The organism is Acinetobacter seifertii, assembly GCF_016064815.1.
Lineage (GTDB): Bacteria > Pseudomonadota > Gammaproteobacteria > Pseudomonadales > Moraxellaceae > Acinetobacter > Acinetobacter seifertii.
In genome coordinates, this window is record NZ_CP065820.1 from 3,594,544 (window position 1) to 3,613,707 (window position 19,164).

The window sequence follows — 19,164 nt, forward strand, 5'->3', positions numbered from 1 at the left end:
AAGCCGATCACATTTGATCGGCTTTTTCGTAACTGGTTTGTGAAAAATTAACAATTTATTTACATTTCATTATTGTATAATTTTGAACGACTTTACGACTGATCAGGTCATGGATTGAGATGACTGCATATAACAAATTAAAAATTGCCATTTTCACCATTATGTCTTCGCCTTGTGTTTATGCGATTACATTAGATCCTATTCAAATTCAATCTGCACCTGGGGAATTACTTTATGCAGAAATGAATTTTCAGCAAGCGGATCCTAACACTCCCTTGCAAGTCAGTTTAGCCACTCAAGAAGATCTCAATGGTTTGGGAGTCACTCACCAACCTCCTGGTAATCTAAATTTTTATACACGTCAAAATGGCCAAGGTTCTGGCGTTATTGTAATTACCTCATCTCGTCCTATTATTGATCCCGAACTGAATATTGTCGTAAAAGTCAGTGAGGGTAATGCAACTCGCCTTCAACATATTAAAACCGTTTTAAAGCCATCGCCTATCAAAAAGGTGACTGCTAACGAAACTCCACTTTCACCACAATTTATCGTAAATGAAAAAGACATTGCGTTAAACCTACCTGAAAGTACTCAGTATACACCTGCTGAAACAGCAACACCTGTAGCCGAAACTCCAGCTAATGAGCGTAATCTAAACATTAGCACTGGAACTGCTCCTGCTTTGAATAACTCGGCTCCAGCAACTCCTTTTACCGAAAAACCTGCGACTCAAGCGCCACAGCAAACTATCGCAGCAATGAGTAATGAACCATCTGCTTTAGAAAAACAGCCTGCCGCTTCTCTTAAACCGAGCAGTGACAATCAAACAACTACAGTCAAAAAAGCGGCTCAACCTAAGCTTGATCAACAAAAAAATGCATTAAGTAAAAATACACCGAAAAAGCAGAAAATCAGTACCTATAAAGGTCCAGCCCCTACAGGTAAATATGTCGTGCAGCGTAATGAATCTTTATGGACTATTGCCAATCGTATTGCAGCACAGACCAAACAACCTGTGGCTAAAGTCATGCGAGATATCCAAGCTCAAAACCGACATGCTTTTATTCAAGGTGATGTAAACCGTTTGCGTCAGGGAATTTCACTAAACTTAACAACAGCAAATACAGCTAAGGCTTCACATACAAAATCTAAATCGAGTGAAACTAACTTAGCAAAAGCATCTTCTGGTAGAGCTAAATATCGCTTACAACAAGCAGAAATGAGCATTGTGGCAGAGAACAGCCCAAATTCTACTCATGGAAGTGCAAAAAAGAGCACACAACAAGGTCAAAACAATACTGAGTTAGCAGTAAAAGTTATGACAACTCGCAAAAAAACCGTTACATTACAAAGGAATGTAACCAAACTAAATCAAACTTTAAGTTTAAAAGACCAACGTATTCAACTTCTGAATGCGCGTTTGGCAGAGTTACAACAGCAGTTAAAAGCACAGCAACAAACTCACAAGCAAAAACATTAAGTTAAAACCAGAGTTAGCTCGCTTTATATTGCAAAATTTTATTTTTTAAGGGGAAAGTAATGTTATATGTGATTCCGTTTATCATATTACTCGTGGTCGCCGTTGTTTTAAAAAAGCGTGAGAATGGCCAAAAACAAGAGACCACCTCCCCAAAAAGTATAAGTAAAAAATCGGGCAAAAAAGCGAGTGGTAAATCGAGTAAAAGCTCGCGCGAAAAAAGTAAAGCCAATGTAGTTGAAGAAGTCGCTCCTGCTCTTCCACAAAGTAGTCCTGTACCTGAGGCTGTTCGTCAAAATATTCTACAGCTCATTCAAGAAAAACAGTTTTCAGCAGCTGAAGCTCAAGTCAATCAGGCACTAAAAAAAGACAACACCCAGCATGAATTGTATTTATTACTTCTTGAAGTTCATATTGCTCAAAAAGATGAATTTGCGATTCAACAACTTATTAGCCACATTCGCAGCTTGGCATTAAATGAAATAGCGATTAAAGCAGAAGCAAGACAAAAAGAATATGAGTCATCAAGACAACCTGATGCTATTGAGTTTCCTCAAGCTAAAGCACATGAAGAACCACAAGCTATATCGGACACAACTGCTCAGTTTGACCAATTAACAACAAGCTCTTCTGAGACTTCTTTTGATGACTTGCAGAAAGACTACGCTCCTGTAAAACAAGAACCTGCTGTTGAAGTTGAACCTTTAGAGTTTAACTTTTCATTTGAAAAAACTGCGGCTACAGAAAATACCAGCCAACCTGTACATGAAACAGAAGTATCAACTTCTCCGCAAGAACCAGAAGTATCTTCATCTCAAGAAACAAATGAGTTAGCTGATTTAGAGTTTTCTTTTGACTTGGCACCTCTGCATGAAACTGAGAATAAGACTCAAGCAGTAGAGGTAAAAGCAGATCAAGAGATTAGCATCAATGCATTAGATTTTAATCTTGACTTAAATCCTTCAAGTTCAGAGACGAAATCTGTTGAACAAGCTCCATCATTAGATGAAATTAAACTCGTAGAACAAGTGCCATTAGAAGCGACTTCTATCACACCGCTTGAGTTTTCGTTAGATGAGCCTGCCTTAGTTACAGCACCAGAGCTTGAAAATCAAAATTCTATAGATGTAGTCAATGAAGTAGTTACGCAAGCTCAAATAGAAGATCCACTTCTAGAAGCTTTTCCAGAATTAAAACAAGTAAATGAAAATGAACTCGACTTAAAGTTGGCTGAGCAATACATCAAATTTGGAGCGAACCAAGCAGCGCGCAATTTACTACAAGCTGATGAGCAAAAATTCAACACAGAACAACAACAACATGCGAAAAACCTACTTAATCGCATAGCTTCTTAGAACTGTTCGATTTACCATAAGCAGTCAGAGATGACTGCTTTTTTATGCCTGCAAAAATATGAAAAAAATAGCCTTATTTTATATGGGTGGTACTTTTGGTTGCATTGGTGAACCTTTAGCGCCTATGCCTTACGACCAATTCTTGCCTCAACTTGAAAAAGTGATTCCACCACACTTAACGGTTGACTGCTTCGCTGCACCCAATATTGTCGATAGCAGTGCATGTACGGCACCTGATTGGTTACGCCTCATTCAACGCATACAACAACTACAACTTGAAGGCTATCAACATTTCGTTGTTATTCACGGTACAGATACACTCAGTTATGCGGCTGCAACCCTAGCCCGCTTTTTAGGCCAAAGCTGTCATATTGTGATTACTGGTAGCCAATACCCGTTACTCAATATTCAAGGTGATAATACACGTGAATTTACTGATGCTATTGAGAACTTATATCTTGCATTAGAACAAGTGATTGCACTACCTGTAGGTGCTTATCTTGCATTTCATCATCAAATATTCCATGCACAAACTGCATTAAAAACTCATACAACTGAACTCGATGCATTTTCAGGTTTAAGTAGTGAAGTTGAGTTTACACCTCAACAAAATGAATTGATCGTTCAAGATGCTCAAATTGAAAAAGCTACTTCATTCCAGATTTTAAACTGGATGATGCAACCTATTGCAACACAGCACTTGGTACAACAGTTGCGCCACTTACTTCCTGCCCCACCACACTTTTTGGTGTTACAAGGCTTTGGTACAGGCAATATTGCAGTAAACCCTGAACTATTGGCAACCTTAGATGAACTGTATGCTCATGGTTGTGTTCCAATCTTGGCGACACAAGTAACCTTTGGTGGCATTGATCAACGTTATGCAATTAGTGCTTGGGCCAAAACTGCAAAAATTGTCATTAATGATGCACATAGTCATGCAGATCTTTATGCAAAAGCACTTCAAATCTATTTAAAATACCCAACCCCAGAACAATGGTTCAGCCATTGGAATGAAAATTTGCATTAAATAGAGGTAAAGCTATGCAACGTTATGCGGTCGGTATTGAGTTTAGCGGAGTTCAATATCGAGGTTGGCAAACACAACAGCCAGGCGTTGCCAGCGTTCAGGAAACGATTGAGCGTGTACTCAGCAAAATCGCAGATGAACCTATTGCACTTCACGGTGCAGGCCGAACAGATGCGGGAGTACATGCAACCAATATGGTGGCTCATTTCGATACGAATGCCATTCGTCCAGAGACGGGATGGTTAAGAGGAGCAAATAGCCAGTTACCTAAGGATATTTCCATTCAATGGATTAAAGTGATGGATGAAAACTTTCATGCACGCTTTAAGGCGACTGCTCGACGTTACCGCTATGTTATTTATAACGCTCAGTGTCGACCAGCCCTCTTACATAAACAGGTCACGCACATTTATCAACAGCTAGATATGCAAAAGATGATTAAAGCTGCCAGTAAATTTGAAGGTACGCATAACTTTGAAACCTTTCGCGCAGCAGCATGCCAGTCCAATAAACCTGTACGACATGTAACGCATTGCCGTCTATTTGAACATGGTCGCTACTTGGTCTTAGATATTCAAGCAGATGGTTTTTTACACCATATGGTACGCAATATTGTCGGATGCTTACTCGAAATTGGTCAAGGTATGTATGAAATAGACCATATCGATGCGATGTTTGCGGCACAAGATCGTAAAGCGGCAGGAGTCACTGCTCCGCCTGACGGCCTCTACTTTATTCAATGTTATTATCCTGAGCAATTTGACTTGCCACAGCCACCACTTGGCCCACATTGGTTAAACCTACCTGAGTAGGCTTAACCAATTTTAGTATTTAACGATGCTGTTTACGCTTACGGTATTCAACGGGTGTTTCATTGGTCCAGCGTTTAAACGCACGATAGAATGTACTTGGTTCAGAGAAACCCGTTAAATACACAATACGCTCTACGCTCTCACTGGTATTTGCCAAAAGTTTTTTAGCCAAACGACAGCGATAGTCAGAAAGTATTTGCTGGAAACTGGTATTCGCTTCGCTTAACTGTGTCCGCAAACGGCGCGGTGTAATATTTAATTGTGCTGCTACAGTTTCTAGCGTGGTTTCTCCACTTTCCAGTGTCGAACCAATCGCACGGCGAACTTCACCCACTAAATCATAACGAGCCAGTTCTTGTAACTTTTCAATTGCGAGCTGCTCATGCAATTGCAATAGTTCAGGTTCTGCCTGCCAAAGCTGGAAATCTAAAATGGCAGGATCAAAATATAGCCTTGTTTCTTTCTGACCTAAACTTACTGGGCAGCCATAAACGCGGAAATATTCATCTTCAGAAGCACCTTCACTAAAATTAAAATCGATGAAGATCGGATGAAATTGCCCTTCGGTAATAAATTTGAAGAATCGAAGCACACCTGAAATCGCACATTCTGAAAAATGACGATTAACCAGATTATCAGCACCAATTTGTTCGCCATTGGTCAAATAACAACGTCCATCTTCGACGACCAGCTTTGCATCAAATGCATCACTAATGAGACGTTGGTAAGCCAAAGCTCGTTTAAGCCCTTCACCAAAGGTTTCACTACTAATAAATAAGTGTTCAATGACCTGACCACGGTATAAAGGCAAATGCTCACCTAAATGCAAACCGATGTCTGGATCTTTACTGACTTCCTGAGCTGCAGTCCAAAAGGCATACTGCGCACTTAACGGAGTACGTGCATTAGTATCGACCTGATTTAAAGCGACTCCCGCTTTAGTTAATATTTCTTCCGTTGGCAATCCTGCACGACGAATTGCTTGATAGCCAAAACGTAATACAACTGATGCATCTGTTAGCTGACCCACGCAGTGCCCTTCCATGTAGATACTTCATTGATACTTAGGAGCTGTTGACTCTTTTTTCATGAACAGTCCCTAATAACTATGATTTTAGATTAGCGTTGATTGACCAAACTGACAACAGAATTAGAGTTGTTTTGTGAAAAAAATTGCATCTTTTTTTACTAGTCATAGTTTAACCAGATGCTTTAACAAGAAGATGTCTATCTTGTTTTTTTTAAATAAATTGACTATAATTTGCGCCTTTCCAATTTGATCATCAGGTAGGCTATGGCCAATAAAGAGGAACTCATTGAGTTCGAAGGCGTTGTCACCGAAACGCTTCCTAATACGATGTTCCGTGTACGTCTTGAAAACGGTCACGAAGTTATTGCACACATTTCTGGTAAAATGCGTAAACACTATATCCGCATTCTTACTGGCGACAGTGTGAAAGTCGAAATGACTCCATATGACTTAACTAAAGGTCGTATTACGTACCGTGCTCGCTAATTAGTGAATGCAAAAAAGCCACATCATGAAGTGGCTTTTTTATTGCGTTATTTATTCACTTAATCGACTGGTTTTACAACCAACTGTTTGGCATTCACGTAATCTTTCTTGTAGCCAATGGTTTCTTTCCTGCGTTGTCTGTAAACGACACTGCACGTCTACACTATTTCTATTTGAATCTGTACATTCAGCATCACGTTGACGTATCCAAGCAAGCTGAGACTTCTTAAGCGTACTTCGTTGCGCTGTATTCAATTTTGCTCTTAATGCCTGATAGTTTTTATTTAGATCAGCATCAGCACTCGCATAGATTTTATTTGTACAGTAAATATCATCATAGGTATTACGAGTAGTGTCACAATTATCGGCATATACCGCTGTTATTCCGAAGCTGCATAAAAGTGCTAAAAGTATTTTTTTCATCATGTTTTCCTTAAGTTTTTTACGAAATAATTATAAAGGCTTTTGGATATGAGTATGGATTGCTAGATAAACTCATCCTCCATTTATCATAAACTTCCTTTTTTTCTTTACAAGCTCAGCAATCCAACCTACCGTTATCTAATAATAAATATAATTTGATAGAGAAAAATGAATATACACACCCTATGTCGAATAAGCCTATTCTCAATGATGCTTATTTATTTGAACGGTTGTGCAACTGCCCCACGCCAATCTGTGAACTTACAGGAATATTTAAAAAGCTTTCTGGGTAAGTCATCTACCACTATTCAGCAAGAATTAAACTTACGTAGCCTTGGTTTTCAAATTGCTCATGTTCCCGAAAAAACATCAAATCAACTCATCTACACAATTTTACGACCATTAAGTATTCCAATTCCTATGGTGAGTAATCTTGAAATGGGTGGTAATCCCGTCCCTATTCAATCGGGGGCTTTAGGGAGCAATTCTTACGATATTAATTTTAGTTGCAAAGTTATTTTTCAGCTTAAAAATGATATCGCTGAATCAATCCAATATCAGGGCAAAGCATGTTAAAACCTTTCAACAATAAAAAAACGCGGCTTAAAGCCGCGTTTTTTTTAGCAAAATAGCAATTAAGCAAGAGCAGCAACAACTGCTTCGCCCATGTCGGCTGTACCTACTTTCGTCATGCCTTCAGACATAATATCGGCTGTACGGAAACCTTGATCAAGTACTTGCCCTACTGCATCCTCAATTGCTTTAGCAGCAGCTTCTTCACGGAATGTATAACGAAGCATCATTGCAACTGAAAGAATGGTTGCTAATGGGTTTGCTACATTTTGACCCGCGATATCAGGTGCTGAACCATGACAAGGTTCATACATACCTTTACCACTTTCATCTAAAGATGCTGATGGCAACATACCAATTGAGCCTGTAAGCATTGCTGCTTCATCAGACAAGATATCGCCAAACAAGTTGCCTGTAACGATGACGTCAAACTGTTTAGGCGCACGTACAAGTTGCATTGCAGCATTGTCCACATACATATGTGAAAGCTGAATATTTGGATAGTTTGCTTGCTGTAAGTCAGTAACCGTTTGCTTCCAAAGCTCCGTCACTTCTAAAACGTTTGCTTTATCTACAGAACAAACTTTACCACCACGTAATCCTGCAAGTTCAAAAGCCACTTTGGCAATGCGTTTAATTTCACTTTCAGAATAAACGTCAGTGTTATAGCCTTGTTTTTCACCATTTTCTAGTTCACGAATACCACGTGGCTGACCAAAGTAGATACCACCAGTAAGTTCACGAACAATTAAAATATCTAAACCAGCAACAATCTCAGGCTTTAAGCTAGAAGCATCGGCTAATTGTGGGTATAAAATCGCTGGGCGCAAGTTAGCAAACAAGTTAAGTTCACTACGAATTTTTAAAAGACCACGTTCAGGGCGAATAGAGCGTTCAATGGTGTCCCATTTTGGTCCGCCAACGGCACCTAATAAAATGGCATCAGCTTTCTTTGCTTGCTCGCTTGTTACAGCTGGGTACGGTTCACCATGAGCATCAATCGCTGCACCACCCAATAGGCCATGTTCCCAAGTCAACGACAAATTAAATTTTTCATTTACTTTATTTAATACTTTTTCTGCTGCCCCAACAATTTCAGGACCAATACCATCGCCAGCCAAAATTAAAATCTGTTTAGACATGAAGTTTTCCATTTTCAAAGACAAGACAGCGTTATGACTGTCGTGGTGTTAGTTTTTTCTGTTCGAGAAATTCACCGAGTCCTGTGGTTACATCAAATGGTCGACAAAAACGGCGAATGACACGCCCATCCTGCTCTAAGTCAACACATAATGGATCTGGTACAGAAACATTGAGCAAACTGCCCGAACGGTTAGATTTGTCTCGGTACATTTTAAACATATAGCGATGATTAGCTTTAAATTGGTGAATAACATGGATCGTTTCTGCCCGATCTGGAGAAATCGGATAAAAACGAATGACCACTTCATATTGCTTAGCAGGTACAGACAGATACAAACTATTGCTTTGACTCAACAGCGAACCATTTAATCTCACAATTCCTTGATGAATTGCCTGATTACTAATTCTGCGTGTCTGTGCATCAACGACAGTAATATCATTTAGTCGTTCGAATTCGCAACTTTTTGCACCCGAACAATATATTGCTGCATTCTGCCCCAAATTTTCGTGTTTGGCCTGCTTAATACGAACAGTATCGACCACATTGTAAGTGCTCTGACAAGCACTAAGTGTTATTGCGCACAGGCCCAACAAAAAGCTATGAGTAACGTTCCTCTTCATTGTTCAAGCCCAATCCTCATCTAGTGCATAATTTTAAGGTGTTTTTATGCTTTAGCATGTTAGCAAGAGTTTGAACACGACGCCATGACTATGTTTAAAATGTACCAAAAGGTTAATTTATCTCTTGGAATACCCAAGGACGAACCTGTTTAGTTTTTTCTTCATAAGCGCGAATTGCATCCGCATTTTGAAGAGTTAAGCCAATATCATCCAAGCCATTTAACAAGCAATGCTTACGAAATGGATCTACCTCGAATTTAAATGCTTCGCCATTTGGTGTACGAACTTCTTGCGCAGCTAAATCAATAGTTAATTGATAACCTTCATTCGCAGCACATTCTTTAAATAACTGATCAACAATGTTCTCAGGCAAAATGACTGGCAACATGCCGTTTTTAAAACAGTTATTAAAGAAAATATCCGCAAAACTTGGAGCAATAACAGTACGGAAACCATATTCGTTTAATGCCCAAGGTGCATGTTCACGACTTGAACCACAACCAAAGTTAGTACGAGCAATTAAAACAGTTGCTCCTTGATAACGTGGCTGATTCAAAACAAAGTCAGGGTTCTTTGGGCGTACTGAGTTATCTTGACCTGGGTAGCCTTCATCTAAATAGCGAAGTTCATCGAATAAGTTGTCGCCAAAACCAGTACGTTTAATCGATTTTAAAAACTGTTTTGGAATAATTAAATCTGTATCAACATTGGCACGATCTAATGGTGCAACGATACCTTGTTCAACTGTATAAGCTTTCATGGTTTGCTCCAGACCGAATTAAAATGAACGAACGTCAACAAAATGACCCGCGATTGCAGCAGCCGCTGCCATTGCCGGACTCACCAAATGAGTACGACCACCATTACCTTGACGACCTTCAAAGTTACGATTTGATGTCGACGCACAGTGTTCACCCGGTTGTAACTTGTCTGCGTTCATTGCTAAACACATTGAACAACCCGGTTCACGCCACTCGAAACCAGCTTCCAAGAAAATTTTATCCAAACCTTCTTTTTCTGCCTGTTGTTTAACTAAACCAGAACCCGGAACAATCATCGCTTGCTTAATGCTAGAAGCCACTTTACGGCCTTTAACCACTTCAGCAGCAGCACGAATATCTTCAATACGTGAGTTAGTGCAAGAACCAATAAACACACGATCAAGTTGAATATCACCCAATGCTTGACCTGCACTTAAACCCATATATTGATACGCACGCGTCCAGTCACTACGTTGTACGTCATCTTTGGCTTGTTCTAAGGTTGGTACAGCTTTCGACACTGGAATCACCATCTCAGGTGAAGTACCCCAAGACACTTGTGGTTCAATCTCTGCACCATTTAATTCAACAACTGCATCAAAAACAGCATCATCGTCTGAATGCAAAGTGTTCCAGTAAGCAACCGCTTGTTCCCACTGCTCACCTTTTGGTGCGTAGCTACGGCCTTTTACGTATTCAATAGTCTTATCATCAACTGCAACCATACCAACACGTGCACCAGCTTCAATCGCCATGTTACATACCGTCATACGTCCTTCAATCGACATATCACGGAAAACTTGACCACCGAACTCAATTGCGTAACCCGTGCCGCCTGCAGTACCGATTTTACCGATAATCGCCAAAACGACATCTTTGGGTGTTACACCCTTACCTAAAATGCCATCAACACGAACCAACATATTTTTTGATTTTTTCTGAATCAAACATTGTGTCGCTAAAACGTGTTCAACTTCAGATGTCCCAATACCATGTGCCAAACAACCAAAGGCACCGTGAGTTGCTGTATGCGAGTCACCGCATACCACCGTCATACCCGGCAAAGTTAAGCCCTGTTCAGGTCCAACAACATGCACAATACCTTGGCGAATATCATTAATACCAAATTCAACGATATTAAAAGCCTTACAGTTATCATCTAAGGTTTGAACCTGAATACGAGACGTATCATCTTCAATACCTGCAATGCCCTGATCACGCTCTTTTTTAGACGTTGGAACGTTGTGGTCTGGTGTAGCTACGTTTGCGCTTAAACGCCACGGTTGACGACCCGCAAGTTGCAAACCTTCAAATGCTTGTGGACTTGTTACTTCATGCAATAAATGACGGTCGATATAAAGTAAGCACGAACCATCATCACGCTCTGTAACTACGTGGTCATCCCACAATTTGTCATATAAAGTTTTGCCTGCCATGTCGTCTTGCTCCATTGGACTGGGTAATTCTAATCTTTCTTCGATTATAGCCAGAGTTTCACATAAATCTAATTTATCATTTTTATAAATTAGAAAACTTTTAGGAATCATTCCTGTGTTTATTAATATTGCTCAAAAATATTTAAATCGGTTTTGTTAATGATTATCATTTGCATAATCCATTTTTAATCTTATACTCTCATCTCTATACTAAAAATATCAAATATAGGTAGAGAGAATGATGATGGCTAATATTCAAAAATTCGTTGTAAAAAACCAACGTACATTAAAGAAAACCTTAAGTTACTACATTATGCATATTACGGTAGCAATGCTAGTCGCGTACTTTGTAACAGGTAACATTTGGATGGCTTTAACCTTAAGTATGTTAGAACCAACCGTACAAGCATTTGCATTTTTCTTTCATGAAAAAGTATGGGCAGCCAAAGACCGCCGTATATCAGCTTTAGACGAAAAAGAGACAACTGCTTAGGTTAAGATTAATACGCGAAATCACAAGTTTATAGAACGTTTAGCTGCAAGCATGATACGATTTTGGCTTGGCGACTTTAGCCTCTCTCGATTTTTCTATTCCAAGTAGAGTTGTATTATGAATCTTGCAGCCTTTGAAGCTTTTGTAAAAGTTATGGAAACAGGGTCTATCTCTGTGGCTGCAGATCAACTCTTTATTACCCAGCCTGCTGTCACCAAACGTATTCATAGCCTCGAAGAATACTTCGGCGTAAAGCTATTTGAGTCGGCAGGACGTGGGGTTCAAGCCACTCATGCGGCACATTCATTATTACCAAAAGTCAAAAACTGGTTAAATGAACTTAAAGATATTCACCACACACTGAGTCATGAACAAACGCAAATACAAGGCCGTTTAAAAATCGGAACGAGTCATCACATCGGTTTACATCATTTACCTGCCCCACTTAAACACTTTGTTCAACAGTTTCCACAAGTCACTCTAGACGTGCATTTTGTTGATTCTGAACAAGCACACGAACAGGTTCTTGCTGGTGATCTAGAACTTGCATTTTTAACACTTCCACCTTCAGGCGATGAGCGTCTTAACTACATTACCATCTGGAATGATCCTTTAGTTTTTGTAGCTGCCCCATTTCATCCGTTGGCCCAGCAAAAAAATCTCACCTTACAAGACTTAATCGAATACCCAAGTTTGCTGCCTGCCGCACAAACTTATACAGCTCAAATCACTTTGGCCGAGTTTGAAAAACAAGGACTTAAACCAAAAATCACCATGAGTAATAACCCGCTTGAGTCTATTCGTATGTTGGTGTCGATTGGTTTAGGTTGGTCAGTACTACCAAAAACATTGCTGAATCAAGATATGCAACAGCTTGACTTAGATGTCGAGATGAATCGACAGCTAGGTATGGTATGGCACCCTGCACGTACACAATCTAGAGCTATGCAAGAGTTGATTAAAATGATGCAGGAATAACTGTATTAATGACTATATTTTTTAAAAAGGATATAAATCAAAACTGCGAAAGGCAGTAGTAAAAACAGAACTCCCCAACTGAAAAATATAGCAGCAAAAATAATTCCACCAATTGCACTCATAAACAGTAAGGCAATGATATAAATAAATAATTCACCAAAAATAGCGGTAATAAGCTGATCTATAAATTCTTCAAAGAAATTATTGCTGCTTTCATTTTTAGTACGTCTGTTTTTAGCCATGCTATTTTAATTAATAAAGTCATATATTGATCGGAAATGATACTGTAAATATATACCCTTTACTCTACTATCATTACACTTTTCACTTAAGATTCATGATCGTGAATAATCAATATTCAAAGATAATTAAAATTGGTTTATACGGATTCGTAACTTTAGCGGTCTTAATGCTTGCAACATTGATCTGGTTTAAACCGATACGTGTTGTTTTCGCACATCATCTTTCACTATTACATTGTGAAGATCATATATGTGTAGATGATCCAAAGACAGAGCCTCTTGCAAAGACACTTTATAATCGTGCATTACAAGAAACCCAAGATAAAGTAGGTGCTTTTCATCAACAGCCCACTATGGTTTTTTGCTCAACTCTAGAGTGCGCAAATACCTTTGGTATGGGAAAAGCAGCCGCGAAAGCAGTTGGTAATTTGGGATTATTAGTTGCACCGCGAGGCTGGAAAGATTTCTACATCACCCATGAACTTATTCATCACCGACAAGCCGAAGAATGGGGAAATATTGCAATGCTGACTAAACCTAAATGGCTGGTAGAAGGCATGGCTTATAGTTTAAGTGATGATCCACGCCCTACGTTATCGGAGCCCTTTCAGCAATGGCGGGCTCAATTCAAGCTTTGGCATCAACAAAATCCTAATCCAAATATTTGGTATACCACTGGCAAAGTTAAGTAATTTATTAAAGTACATTATCTCCAGCGAGCTGAATCCGACTATCAGCAATTTCATTCATAAATTGCTGATAGTCGTTTAAATTACGCTCTGCATATTCCTCTGCATAGGTTTGCAATACGTCTATAATCGTATCGCCCTCTCCAAGATATCCCATAAGTACATCTGCATTTCCAGATTTTGCATGGGCATGAGCTAAAGCTAAGCCACAATCTTCAGCATACTTATAGAAATACTCCTCATCCATATCATTAAGATTAAATGAGATTTTCATATCGCGTAACTGACGTACATGAAAATGTTGATTCGATATTGAAGAAAATCCAAGAAATATATCACTTGCGGCCTGCATGAGTTGCTGACCATGTACCACACGTTCACCTTCGTGACTTACTTTTTCTACAAATAACGGACTAAGAATTGATGGATTCGCTTCTTTCATTTGTAAAATTAACGGTTCCCGATCTGCATCTTGAAATAATGCAATCGCAGATCTGGTACCAACACTTCCAATACCAACCACTTTAAAGGCCACATCTGTACATTGATAACGATCAAAAAGTACCTGGCGATCATATTTCAAAGAATCACGGTATTGTTGAAAGAATACATCAACATCTTTACTAAATGGTTCATCTGCACTGGGGTGCCACAATAACGGCAGATCATCTACAAAATGACGCAATCCTGTCTCTTGGTCTTGTTGTGTAAGCTTTGGCAAAACAGAATACACCGTTTTTTTCTGTGCCGAATCAATATCCTTTTCGCTTTTCTTTCTAAGTTTTCGGCATTCAGTATTTTCTAATAAGGTAATGGCATCAATTTTTTCATACCAAACTTGTAGTGGTGAAAGTTTCGCATTTTCTAATAAGTGCTGACGGTAACTATTCAGCATTATTTTAATTGCTCTTAAACCTACTTTATCTGCAAGCTTAATATCACGTGCTGCAATCACAAAACTCGTTGCTAAACGCTTTACATCCCATTCAAATGGGGCAACTAAAGTTTCATCAAAGTCATTGAGTCCAAATAACAAGTTACGTTCTGGACTTGCAAAACCACCAAAATTACTTAAATGACAATCACCACAAATCTGTTGAAATAAATCTGTATTTACCTGCTCCCATGCTTGGTCAAATAGCATCAAAGAAGGCATGCCACGATAAAATGTAAATGGTGAAACACTCATCCTTTTTGCACGAATCGGTTTAAGTTTTTCTAACCGTCCTTGATTACTCCAATCATAGATCGTTAAGGCAGTTGTACCTTGTGGTCGTTCAGAAAGCTTTGACAACTGTTCACGCGGTACTTTTTTACGTTGAGCCTTACCTAATTTAAAGCCTTCACTTTTACTCAGTAATTTTCCCTGATAGCGATGGCGTGTTAAGTCAATACTTTGATCATTCCAAAGTTGGCTTGGTAATTTAATCTGTGGTGTTTTTGACATTATTACCTCATTTTTAAAATTTATTTTTATTGAACTTATCAATATTTATTTTTGGATTAGGATTTTCAAGAAATATAAAAAAATGATTTAAACCTAATGAATTAAAAGTTGGAAGAGCTTATCTAGCCCATAGCTCTTCCGACTCGATCATCTTAAATCGACCAGTCCTGAATTTCCCAGTTATGCTCTTGAGCTAACTTTTCTAGACGATCATCCGGATTTACCGCAATCGCATGTGTTGCATATTCAAGTAAAAAACGGTCATTGATTGAATCTGAATAAGCCCAAGACTCAGACACACTGCGTCCAGCCAACCAATCGTCAAGACGTGCTAGTTTACCTTTTTGATAACATGCCAAGCCCGCAACTTTACCAGTATATTTACCGTCAACAACTTCAGCATTGGTCGCTAAAATTTCGGTAATACCAAATTCACGGAAAATTGGCGCAGTAATAAAATCACTCGTTGCCGTAATACCCACAATGGTATGACCTAAGTCTTGATGTTTCTTAATCGCATCGAAGCCTTTAGGGCGCATTTGTGGACGAATCACTTTTTGCATGAACAATTGGTGAAGCTCTGTTAAGTAGCTATTGTCATGTTTTGTTAAGAAACCAAAAACGAATTCATTATAAGCATATGGGTCAAGTTGCCCTGCTTTGTAATCTTCATAAAATTTATCATTCATCTGACGATGATGAACCGGATCAACCAAACCTTCATTGACTAAAAATTCACCCCACGAGTGGTCTGAATCGGTATTTAACAAGGTATGGTCTAAATCAAACAACGCCAGTTTCATGAAAATTCTCGTTTAAACTGAAATTTAAGAAAAAAAATGTAAATCTATCTCCGCTAGTCGATAGAAATTCGTTAAGATCGTAGCAATTTAAACATTTTACTTTGATCTTTTCGAGCTGGACATAAAAAAGTGTTTGTCCCCGCGATTAAAGTCAACGATATAGATAAATATTTAGGTAGCCAAATGATCGACTCAGAAGGTTTCCGACCCAATGTCGGGATCATTTTGGCAAACGATGATGGACAGGTTTTATGGGCAAAGCGCATTGGTCACAATGCTTGGCAATTTCCACAAGGAGGCATCCAGTTTGGAGAAACCCCTGAACAGGCACTTTTTCGAGAACTGAGAGAAGAAATCGGCTTATTGCCCGAACATGTCCAGATTATTGCGCAAACCAAAGGATGGCTGCGTTATCGTTTGCCACATCGGTACATTCGGTCAGACTCTGACCCAGTATGTATCGGACAGAAACAAAAATGGTTTTTACTGAAGTTAACTGCACCTGCAAAAAACATTCAGTTAAACCTCTCTGACCCGCCCGAATTTGACGAATGGCAGTGGGTTAGCTATTGGTATCCTCTTGGTCAAGTGGTCAACTTCAAGCGTGATGTTTACCGCAAAGCCATGGTGGAGTTGTGTACACAGTTGCCGTTGCAACAATTACCCTAAAAATCATTTATCTAGCAAATGATTTTTATTAAAAGTGCTGTTATAAATACATTCATAGTCTAAAAAATACTGGAGTATACATCCATGTCAAACATGCAACTCGACACTCTAAGACGCATTGTCCAAGAGATTAATGCGTCCGTGAGTTTGCATGAATCGTTAGACATTATGGTCAATCAGGTTGCTGAGGCCATGAAAGTGGATGTTTGCTCTATTTATTTACTCGATGAACGCAACCAACGATATGTCTTGATGGCCTCAAAAGGCTTAAATCCAGAATCTGTTGGTCATGTCTCATTGCAGATAGGTGAAGGCTTGGTCGGTCTGGTTGGGCAACGTGAAGAAATTGTTAACCTTGACAATGCCCCAAAACATGAGCGCTTCTTGTATTTACCTGAAACGGGCGAAGAAATTTATAACTCATTCCTCGGCGTACCTGTCATGTACCGTCGTAAGGTTATGGGTGTTTTAGTTGTCCAAAATAGACTTCCTCAAGACTTTAGCGAAGCAGCCGAATCCTTTTTAGTTACGCTCTGTGCTCAGCTTTCTGGGGTAATTGCGCATGCTCACGCGGTTGGCAACATCGATGTATTTCGTAAGCCAAGTAATGGGCCTGCCTATAAAACCTTCCAAGGTGCGTCAGGTGCAGGTGGTGTTGCCTTAGGTCGCGCTATTATTTTGTATCCACCTGCCGATTTGGGCGCTGTCCCTGACCGTGAAGCAGAAGATATTAGCCATGAACTTCGCCTTTTAGATCAAGCGATTTCATCAGTTCGTTCAGAGATTCGTTCTTTAGATGAAAAAATGCATGATTCACTCATGGCAGAAGAACGCGCTTTATTTAGCGTTTTCTTAAGAATGCTAGATGAAAATGCATTACCCGCAGAAATTAAAGATCTGATTCGTGATGGTCATTGGGCGCAAGGTGCTGTACGTCGTGTCATTGAAAAACACACCGCCCTATTTGCACAAATGGAAGATGACTATCTTCGCGAACGCGTTTCCGACCTTAAAGATTTAGGCCGACGTATTTTAGCGTGTTTACAAGAAGAAGATTCTAGCCACCGTGAACTCAGCCCAGACAGTATTTTAATTGGTGAAGAAATTAGTACTGCTGCACTCGTCGAGTTACCGGTCGATAATATCGCTGCTATTGTAACCTCAGAAGGTGCTGCTAACTCGCATATGGTAATTGTGGCACGCGCATTAGGTATTCCAACAGTGGTTGGGGTCACTGAACTACCTGTTAACACGCTTGATGATGCAGAAATGATTGTGGATGCTTATCAGGGCCGAGTTTTTGTAAACCCGCCACGTCGTTTGCGTCAACGTTATAAAGAAATTCAAAAAGAAGATGAGCAAATCGCAAAAGATCTCAAGCAATACGAGACCAAAGAAGCGATTACTCCAGATGGTGTATCTGTTCAACTTTATGTAAATACAGGTCTCATGATTGATGTCGTTCGCGGCGTACAACGTGGCGCGCAAGGTGTAGGTCTATACCGAAGTGAAATTCCATTCATGTTACGAGAACGTTTCCCTGGTGAAGAAGAACAGCGTGCTATCTATCGTCAACAGTTGAGCCACTTTGCCAATAAACCAGTGGTCATGCGAACTCTCGATATTGGTGCCGATAAAGACTTGCCATACTTCAGTATTGAAGAAGAAAACTCGGCGTTAGGATGGCGTGGTATTCGTTTTACGCTCGATCATCCAGAGATTTTCTCGGCGCAAATTCGTGCAATGCTCAAAGCCAGTATTGGTTTAAATAACTTGCATATTCTATTGCCAATGGTGACCACAGTAAGTGAAGTCGAAGAAGTGCTTTATTTACTTGAACGTGATTGGATCGCTGTGCAAGAAGAAGAGCAAGTTAAAATTACTAAACCAAAAATCGGGATTATGGTAGAGGTACCAAGCGTACTGCTACAAATTGATGAGTTTGCAGAGCTTGTTGATTTCTTCTCGGTTGGTTCAAATGATTTAACTCAATACTTACTTGCGGTAGACCGTAATAACCCGCATGTGGCCAGCGTATATTCACACTTCCATCCATCCATTTTGCGTGCCTTGACCCGACTAGTGAAGGAATGTCACAAATACCAAAAACCGGTAAGTATTTGCGGTGAGATGGCGGGTGATCCTTTATCAGCAATCTTACTGATGGCAATGGGCTTTAATACCCTTTCTATGAGTTCAAGTAACATCTTGCGTGTCCGTAAAGCAATTTGTCATGTACCCATGACAGATGCCCAAAAGTTACTTGATGATGTGATGAAAATGAATAACCCACTTATTGTAAAAAGCTGGCTTGAGTACTACTTTAAAACGCATGGTTTAGCCGATATGGTTAAATCTAACCGTCTTGTCACTGTATAAATACTGAAAAAAGGAGAGTTTTAACTCTCCTTTTTAATTGAACTATTTTTTAGATTTTCTCGTTATTTCAAATTCTCATTTACCGTACTCAACAATTTTGCTTAACTCTTAAAATCGGTTTTACCTATCAATATAGATAATTTAATCCATTTGAAAAATAAATATTCAAATTTTAGTATATTTAAAGAACGAAGTTTACAGATATTGCGATGTTTCAATGATTAAGGAGCTCATGCTATGCATCATTATTTGCAAAAGTCGAACCATTTTCCCTCTTGTTTTTTAGTCTTCATGCAGTAAATTGAAGGAATAATAA

At 39.3% G+C, this 19,164-nt stretch carries 20 protein-coding genes; 11 read left to right on the plus strand and 9 right to left on the minus strand.

Annotated elements, in window-relative coordinates; genetic code table 11:
* The first annotated feature begins 119 nt into the window (after nt 1–119).
* From I8T81_RS16590 to truA, 4 genes are read left to right on the plus strand one after another with little or no spacing between them, the layout of a single operon-like run.
* Entirely contained in the window at nt 120–1,481 is a 1,362-nt protein-coding gene (locus I8T81_RS16590) for a type IV pilus assembly protein FimV (RefSeq protein ID WP_198071673.1), read from the plus strand.
* A 59-nt stretch (nt 1,482–1,540) separates the two neighbouring features.
* Nucleotides 1,541–2,833: a hypothetical protein gene (locus tag I8T81_RS16595; RefSeq protein WP_198071674.1), complete on the plus strand. Its 1,293-nt coding sequence runs from the start codon at nt 1,541–1,543 to the stop codon at nt 2,831–2,833.
* 58 nt (nt 2,834–2,891) lie between these two features.
* The gene (locus tag I8T81_RS16600) at nt 2,892–3,863 is read left to right on the plus strand and encodes an asparaginase (protein ID WP_198071675.1); all 972 of its coding nucleotides are present in this window, start codon (nt 2,892–2,894) and stop codon (nt 3,861–3,863) included.
* Nucleotides 3,864–3,877: 14 nt separating this feature from the next.
* Nucleotides 3,878–4,675, plus strand: coding sequence for a tRNA pseudouridine(38-40) synthase TruA (gene truA, locus I8T81_RS16605; protein WP_198071676.1), 798 nt, complete (start codon nt 3,878–3,880; stop codon nt 4,673–4,675).
* A 19-nt stretch (nt 4,676–4,694) separates the two neighbouring features.
* On the opposite strand, the gene I8T81_RS16610 is transcribed toward truA, so the two are convergent.
* Nucleotides 4,695–5,705, minus strand: a complete 1,011-nt coding sequence (locus tag I8T81_RS16610; RefSeq protein WP_004883404.1) for an AraC family transcriptional regulator — start codon at nt 5,703–5,705, stop codon at nt 4,695–4,697.
* Between the two features lie 264 nt (nt 5,706–5,969).
* Between I8T81_RS16610 and infA the strand changes: the two genes are divergently transcribed.
* The gene (gene infA / locus I8T81_RS16615; protein ID WP_001284370.1) at nt 5,970–6,191 is read left to right on the plus strand and encodes a translation initiation factor IF-1; all 222 of its coding nucleotides are present in this window, start codon (nt 5,970–5,972) and stop codon (nt 6,189–6,191) included.
* Nucleotides 6,192–6,242: 51 nt separating this feature from the next.
* On the opposite strand, the gene I8T81_RS16620 is transcribed toward infA, so the two are convergent.
* Nucleotides 6,243–6,617: a lysozyme inhibitor LprI family protein gene (locus I8T81_RS16620; RefSeq protein ID WP_077169087.1), complete on the minus strand. Its 375-nt coding sequence runs from the start codon at nt 6,615–6,617 to the stop codon at nt 6,243–6,245.
* A gap of 165 nt (nt 6,618–6,782) precedes the next feature.
* Between I8T81_RS16620 and I8T81_RS16625 the strand changes: the two genes are divergently transcribed.
* Nucleotides 6,783–7,190 (plus strand): hypothetical protein, encoded by a 408-nt coding sequence (locus tag I8T81_RS16625; protein WP_077164955.1) that lies wholly within the window; start codon nt 6,783–6,785, stop codon nt 7,188–7,190.
* Nucleotides 7,191–7,249: 59 nt separating this feature from the next.
* Here I8T81_RS16625 and leuB read toward each other — a convergent pair whose 3' ends face one another.
* The 4 genes from leuB to leuC form a co-directional block, all read right to left on the minus strand.
* A complete protein-coding gene (gene leuB / locus I8T81_RS16630) occupies nt 7,250–8,329 on the minus strand; it encodes a 3-isopropylmalate dehydrogenase (RefSeq protein ID WP_198071677.1) in 1,080 nt (359 codons plus the stop codon).
* Nucleotides 8,330–8,360: 31 nt separating this feature from the next.
* Nucleotides 8,361–8,951, minus strand: coding sequence for a hypothetical protein (locus I8T81_RS16635; RefSeq protein ID WP_004698919.1), 591 nt, complete (start codon nt 8,949–8,951; stop codon nt 8,361–8,363).
* Nucleotides 8,952–9,063: 112 nt separating this feature from the next.
* Complete coding sequence (gene leuD / locus I8T81_RS16640; RefSeq protein WP_004698920.1) at nt 9,064–9,711, minus strand: 3-isopropylmalate dehydratase small subunit; 648 nt, start codon at nt 9,709–9,711, stop codon at nt 9,064–9,066.
* Nucleotides 9,712–9,729: 18 nt separating this feature from the next.
* Nucleotides 9,730–11,148, minus strand: a complete 1,419-nt coding sequence (gene leuC / locus I8T81_RS16645) for a 3-isopropylmalate dehydratase large subunit (protein ID WP_039250490.1) — start codon at nt 11,146–11,148, stop codon at nt 9,730–9,732.
* 238 nt (nt 11,149–11,386) lie between these two features.
* Between leuC and I8T81_RS16650 the strand changes: the two genes are divergently transcribed.
* Both I8T81_RS16650 and I8T81_RS16655 read left to right on the plus strand, forming a co-directional pair.
* The gene (locus I8T81_RS16650) at nt 11,387–11,641 is read left to right on the plus strand and encodes a DUF2061 domain-containing protein (RefSeq protein ID WP_171220341.1); all 255 of its coding nucleotides are present in this window, start codon (nt 11,387–11,389) and stop codon (nt 11,639–11,641) included.
* Between the two features lie 117 nt (nt 11,642–11,758).
* The gene (locus I8T81_RS16655) at nt 11,759–12,619 is read left to right on the plus strand and encodes a LysR family transcriptional regulator (RefSeq protein WP_039250306.1); all 861 of its coding nucleotides are present in this window, start codon (nt 11,759–11,761) and stop codon (nt 12,617–12,619) included.
* A 5-nt stretch (nt 12,620–12,624) separates the two neighbouring features.
* On the opposite strand, the gene I8T81_RS16660 is transcribed toward I8T81_RS16655, so the two are convergent.
* Nucleotides 12,625–12,861: a hypothetical protein gene (locus tag I8T81_RS16660; RefSeq protein ID WP_039250304.1), complete on the minus strand. Its 237-nt coding sequence runs from the start codon at nt 12,859–12,861 to the stop codon at nt 12,625–12,627.
* Between the two features lie 95 nt (nt 12,862–12,956).
* Between I8T81_RS16660 and I8T81_RS16665 the strand changes: the two genes are divergently transcribed.
* Nucleotides 12,957–13,553: a hypothetical protein gene (locus I8T81_RS16665; RefSeq protein ID WP_039250301.1), complete on the plus strand. Its 597-nt coding sequence runs from the start codon at nt 12,957–12,959 to the stop codon at nt 13,551–13,553.
* A 4-nt stretch (nt 13,554–13,557) separates the two neighbouring features.
* On the opposite strand, the gene I8T81_RS16670 is transcribed toward I8T81_RS16665, so the two are convergent.
* Together I8T81_RS16670 and I8T81_RS16675 are read right to left on the minus strand one after the other, a co-directional pair.
* Complete coding sequence (locus tag I8T81_RS16670; protein WP_198071678.1) at nt 13,558–14,997, minus strand: DUF2252 domain-containing protein; 1,440 nt, start codon at nt 14,995–14,997, stop codon at nt 13,558–13,560.
* A gap of 152 nt (nt 14,998–15,149) precedes the next feature.
* Nucleotides 15,150–15,800 (minus strand): HAD family hydrolase, encoded by a 651-nt coding sequence (locus tag I8T81_RS16675; protein ID WP_019458020.1) that lies wholly within the window; start codon nt 15,798–15,800, stop codon nt 15,150–15,152.
* A 183-nt stretch (nt 15,801–15,983) separates the two neighbouring features.
* Between I8T81_RS16675 and I8T81_RS16680 the strand changes: the two genes are divergently transcribed.
* Together I8T81_RS16680 and ptsP are read left to right on the plus strand one after the other, a co-directional pair.
* Nucleotides 15,984–16,469, plus strand: a complete 486-nt coding sequence (locus I8T81_RS16680; protein ID WP_019458019.1) for an RNA pyrophosphohydrolase — start codon at nt 15,984–15,986, stop codon at nt 16,467–16,469.
* 84 nt (nt 16,470–16,553) lie between these two features.
* A complete protein-coding gene (ptsP, locus tag I8T81_RS16685; RefSeq protein ID WP_004698933.1) occupies nt 16,554–18,848 on the plus strand; it encodes a phosphoenolpyruvate--protein phosphotransferase in 2,295 nt (764 codons plus the stop codon).
* The last annotated feature ends 316 nt before the right edge of the window (nt 18,849–19,164 follow it).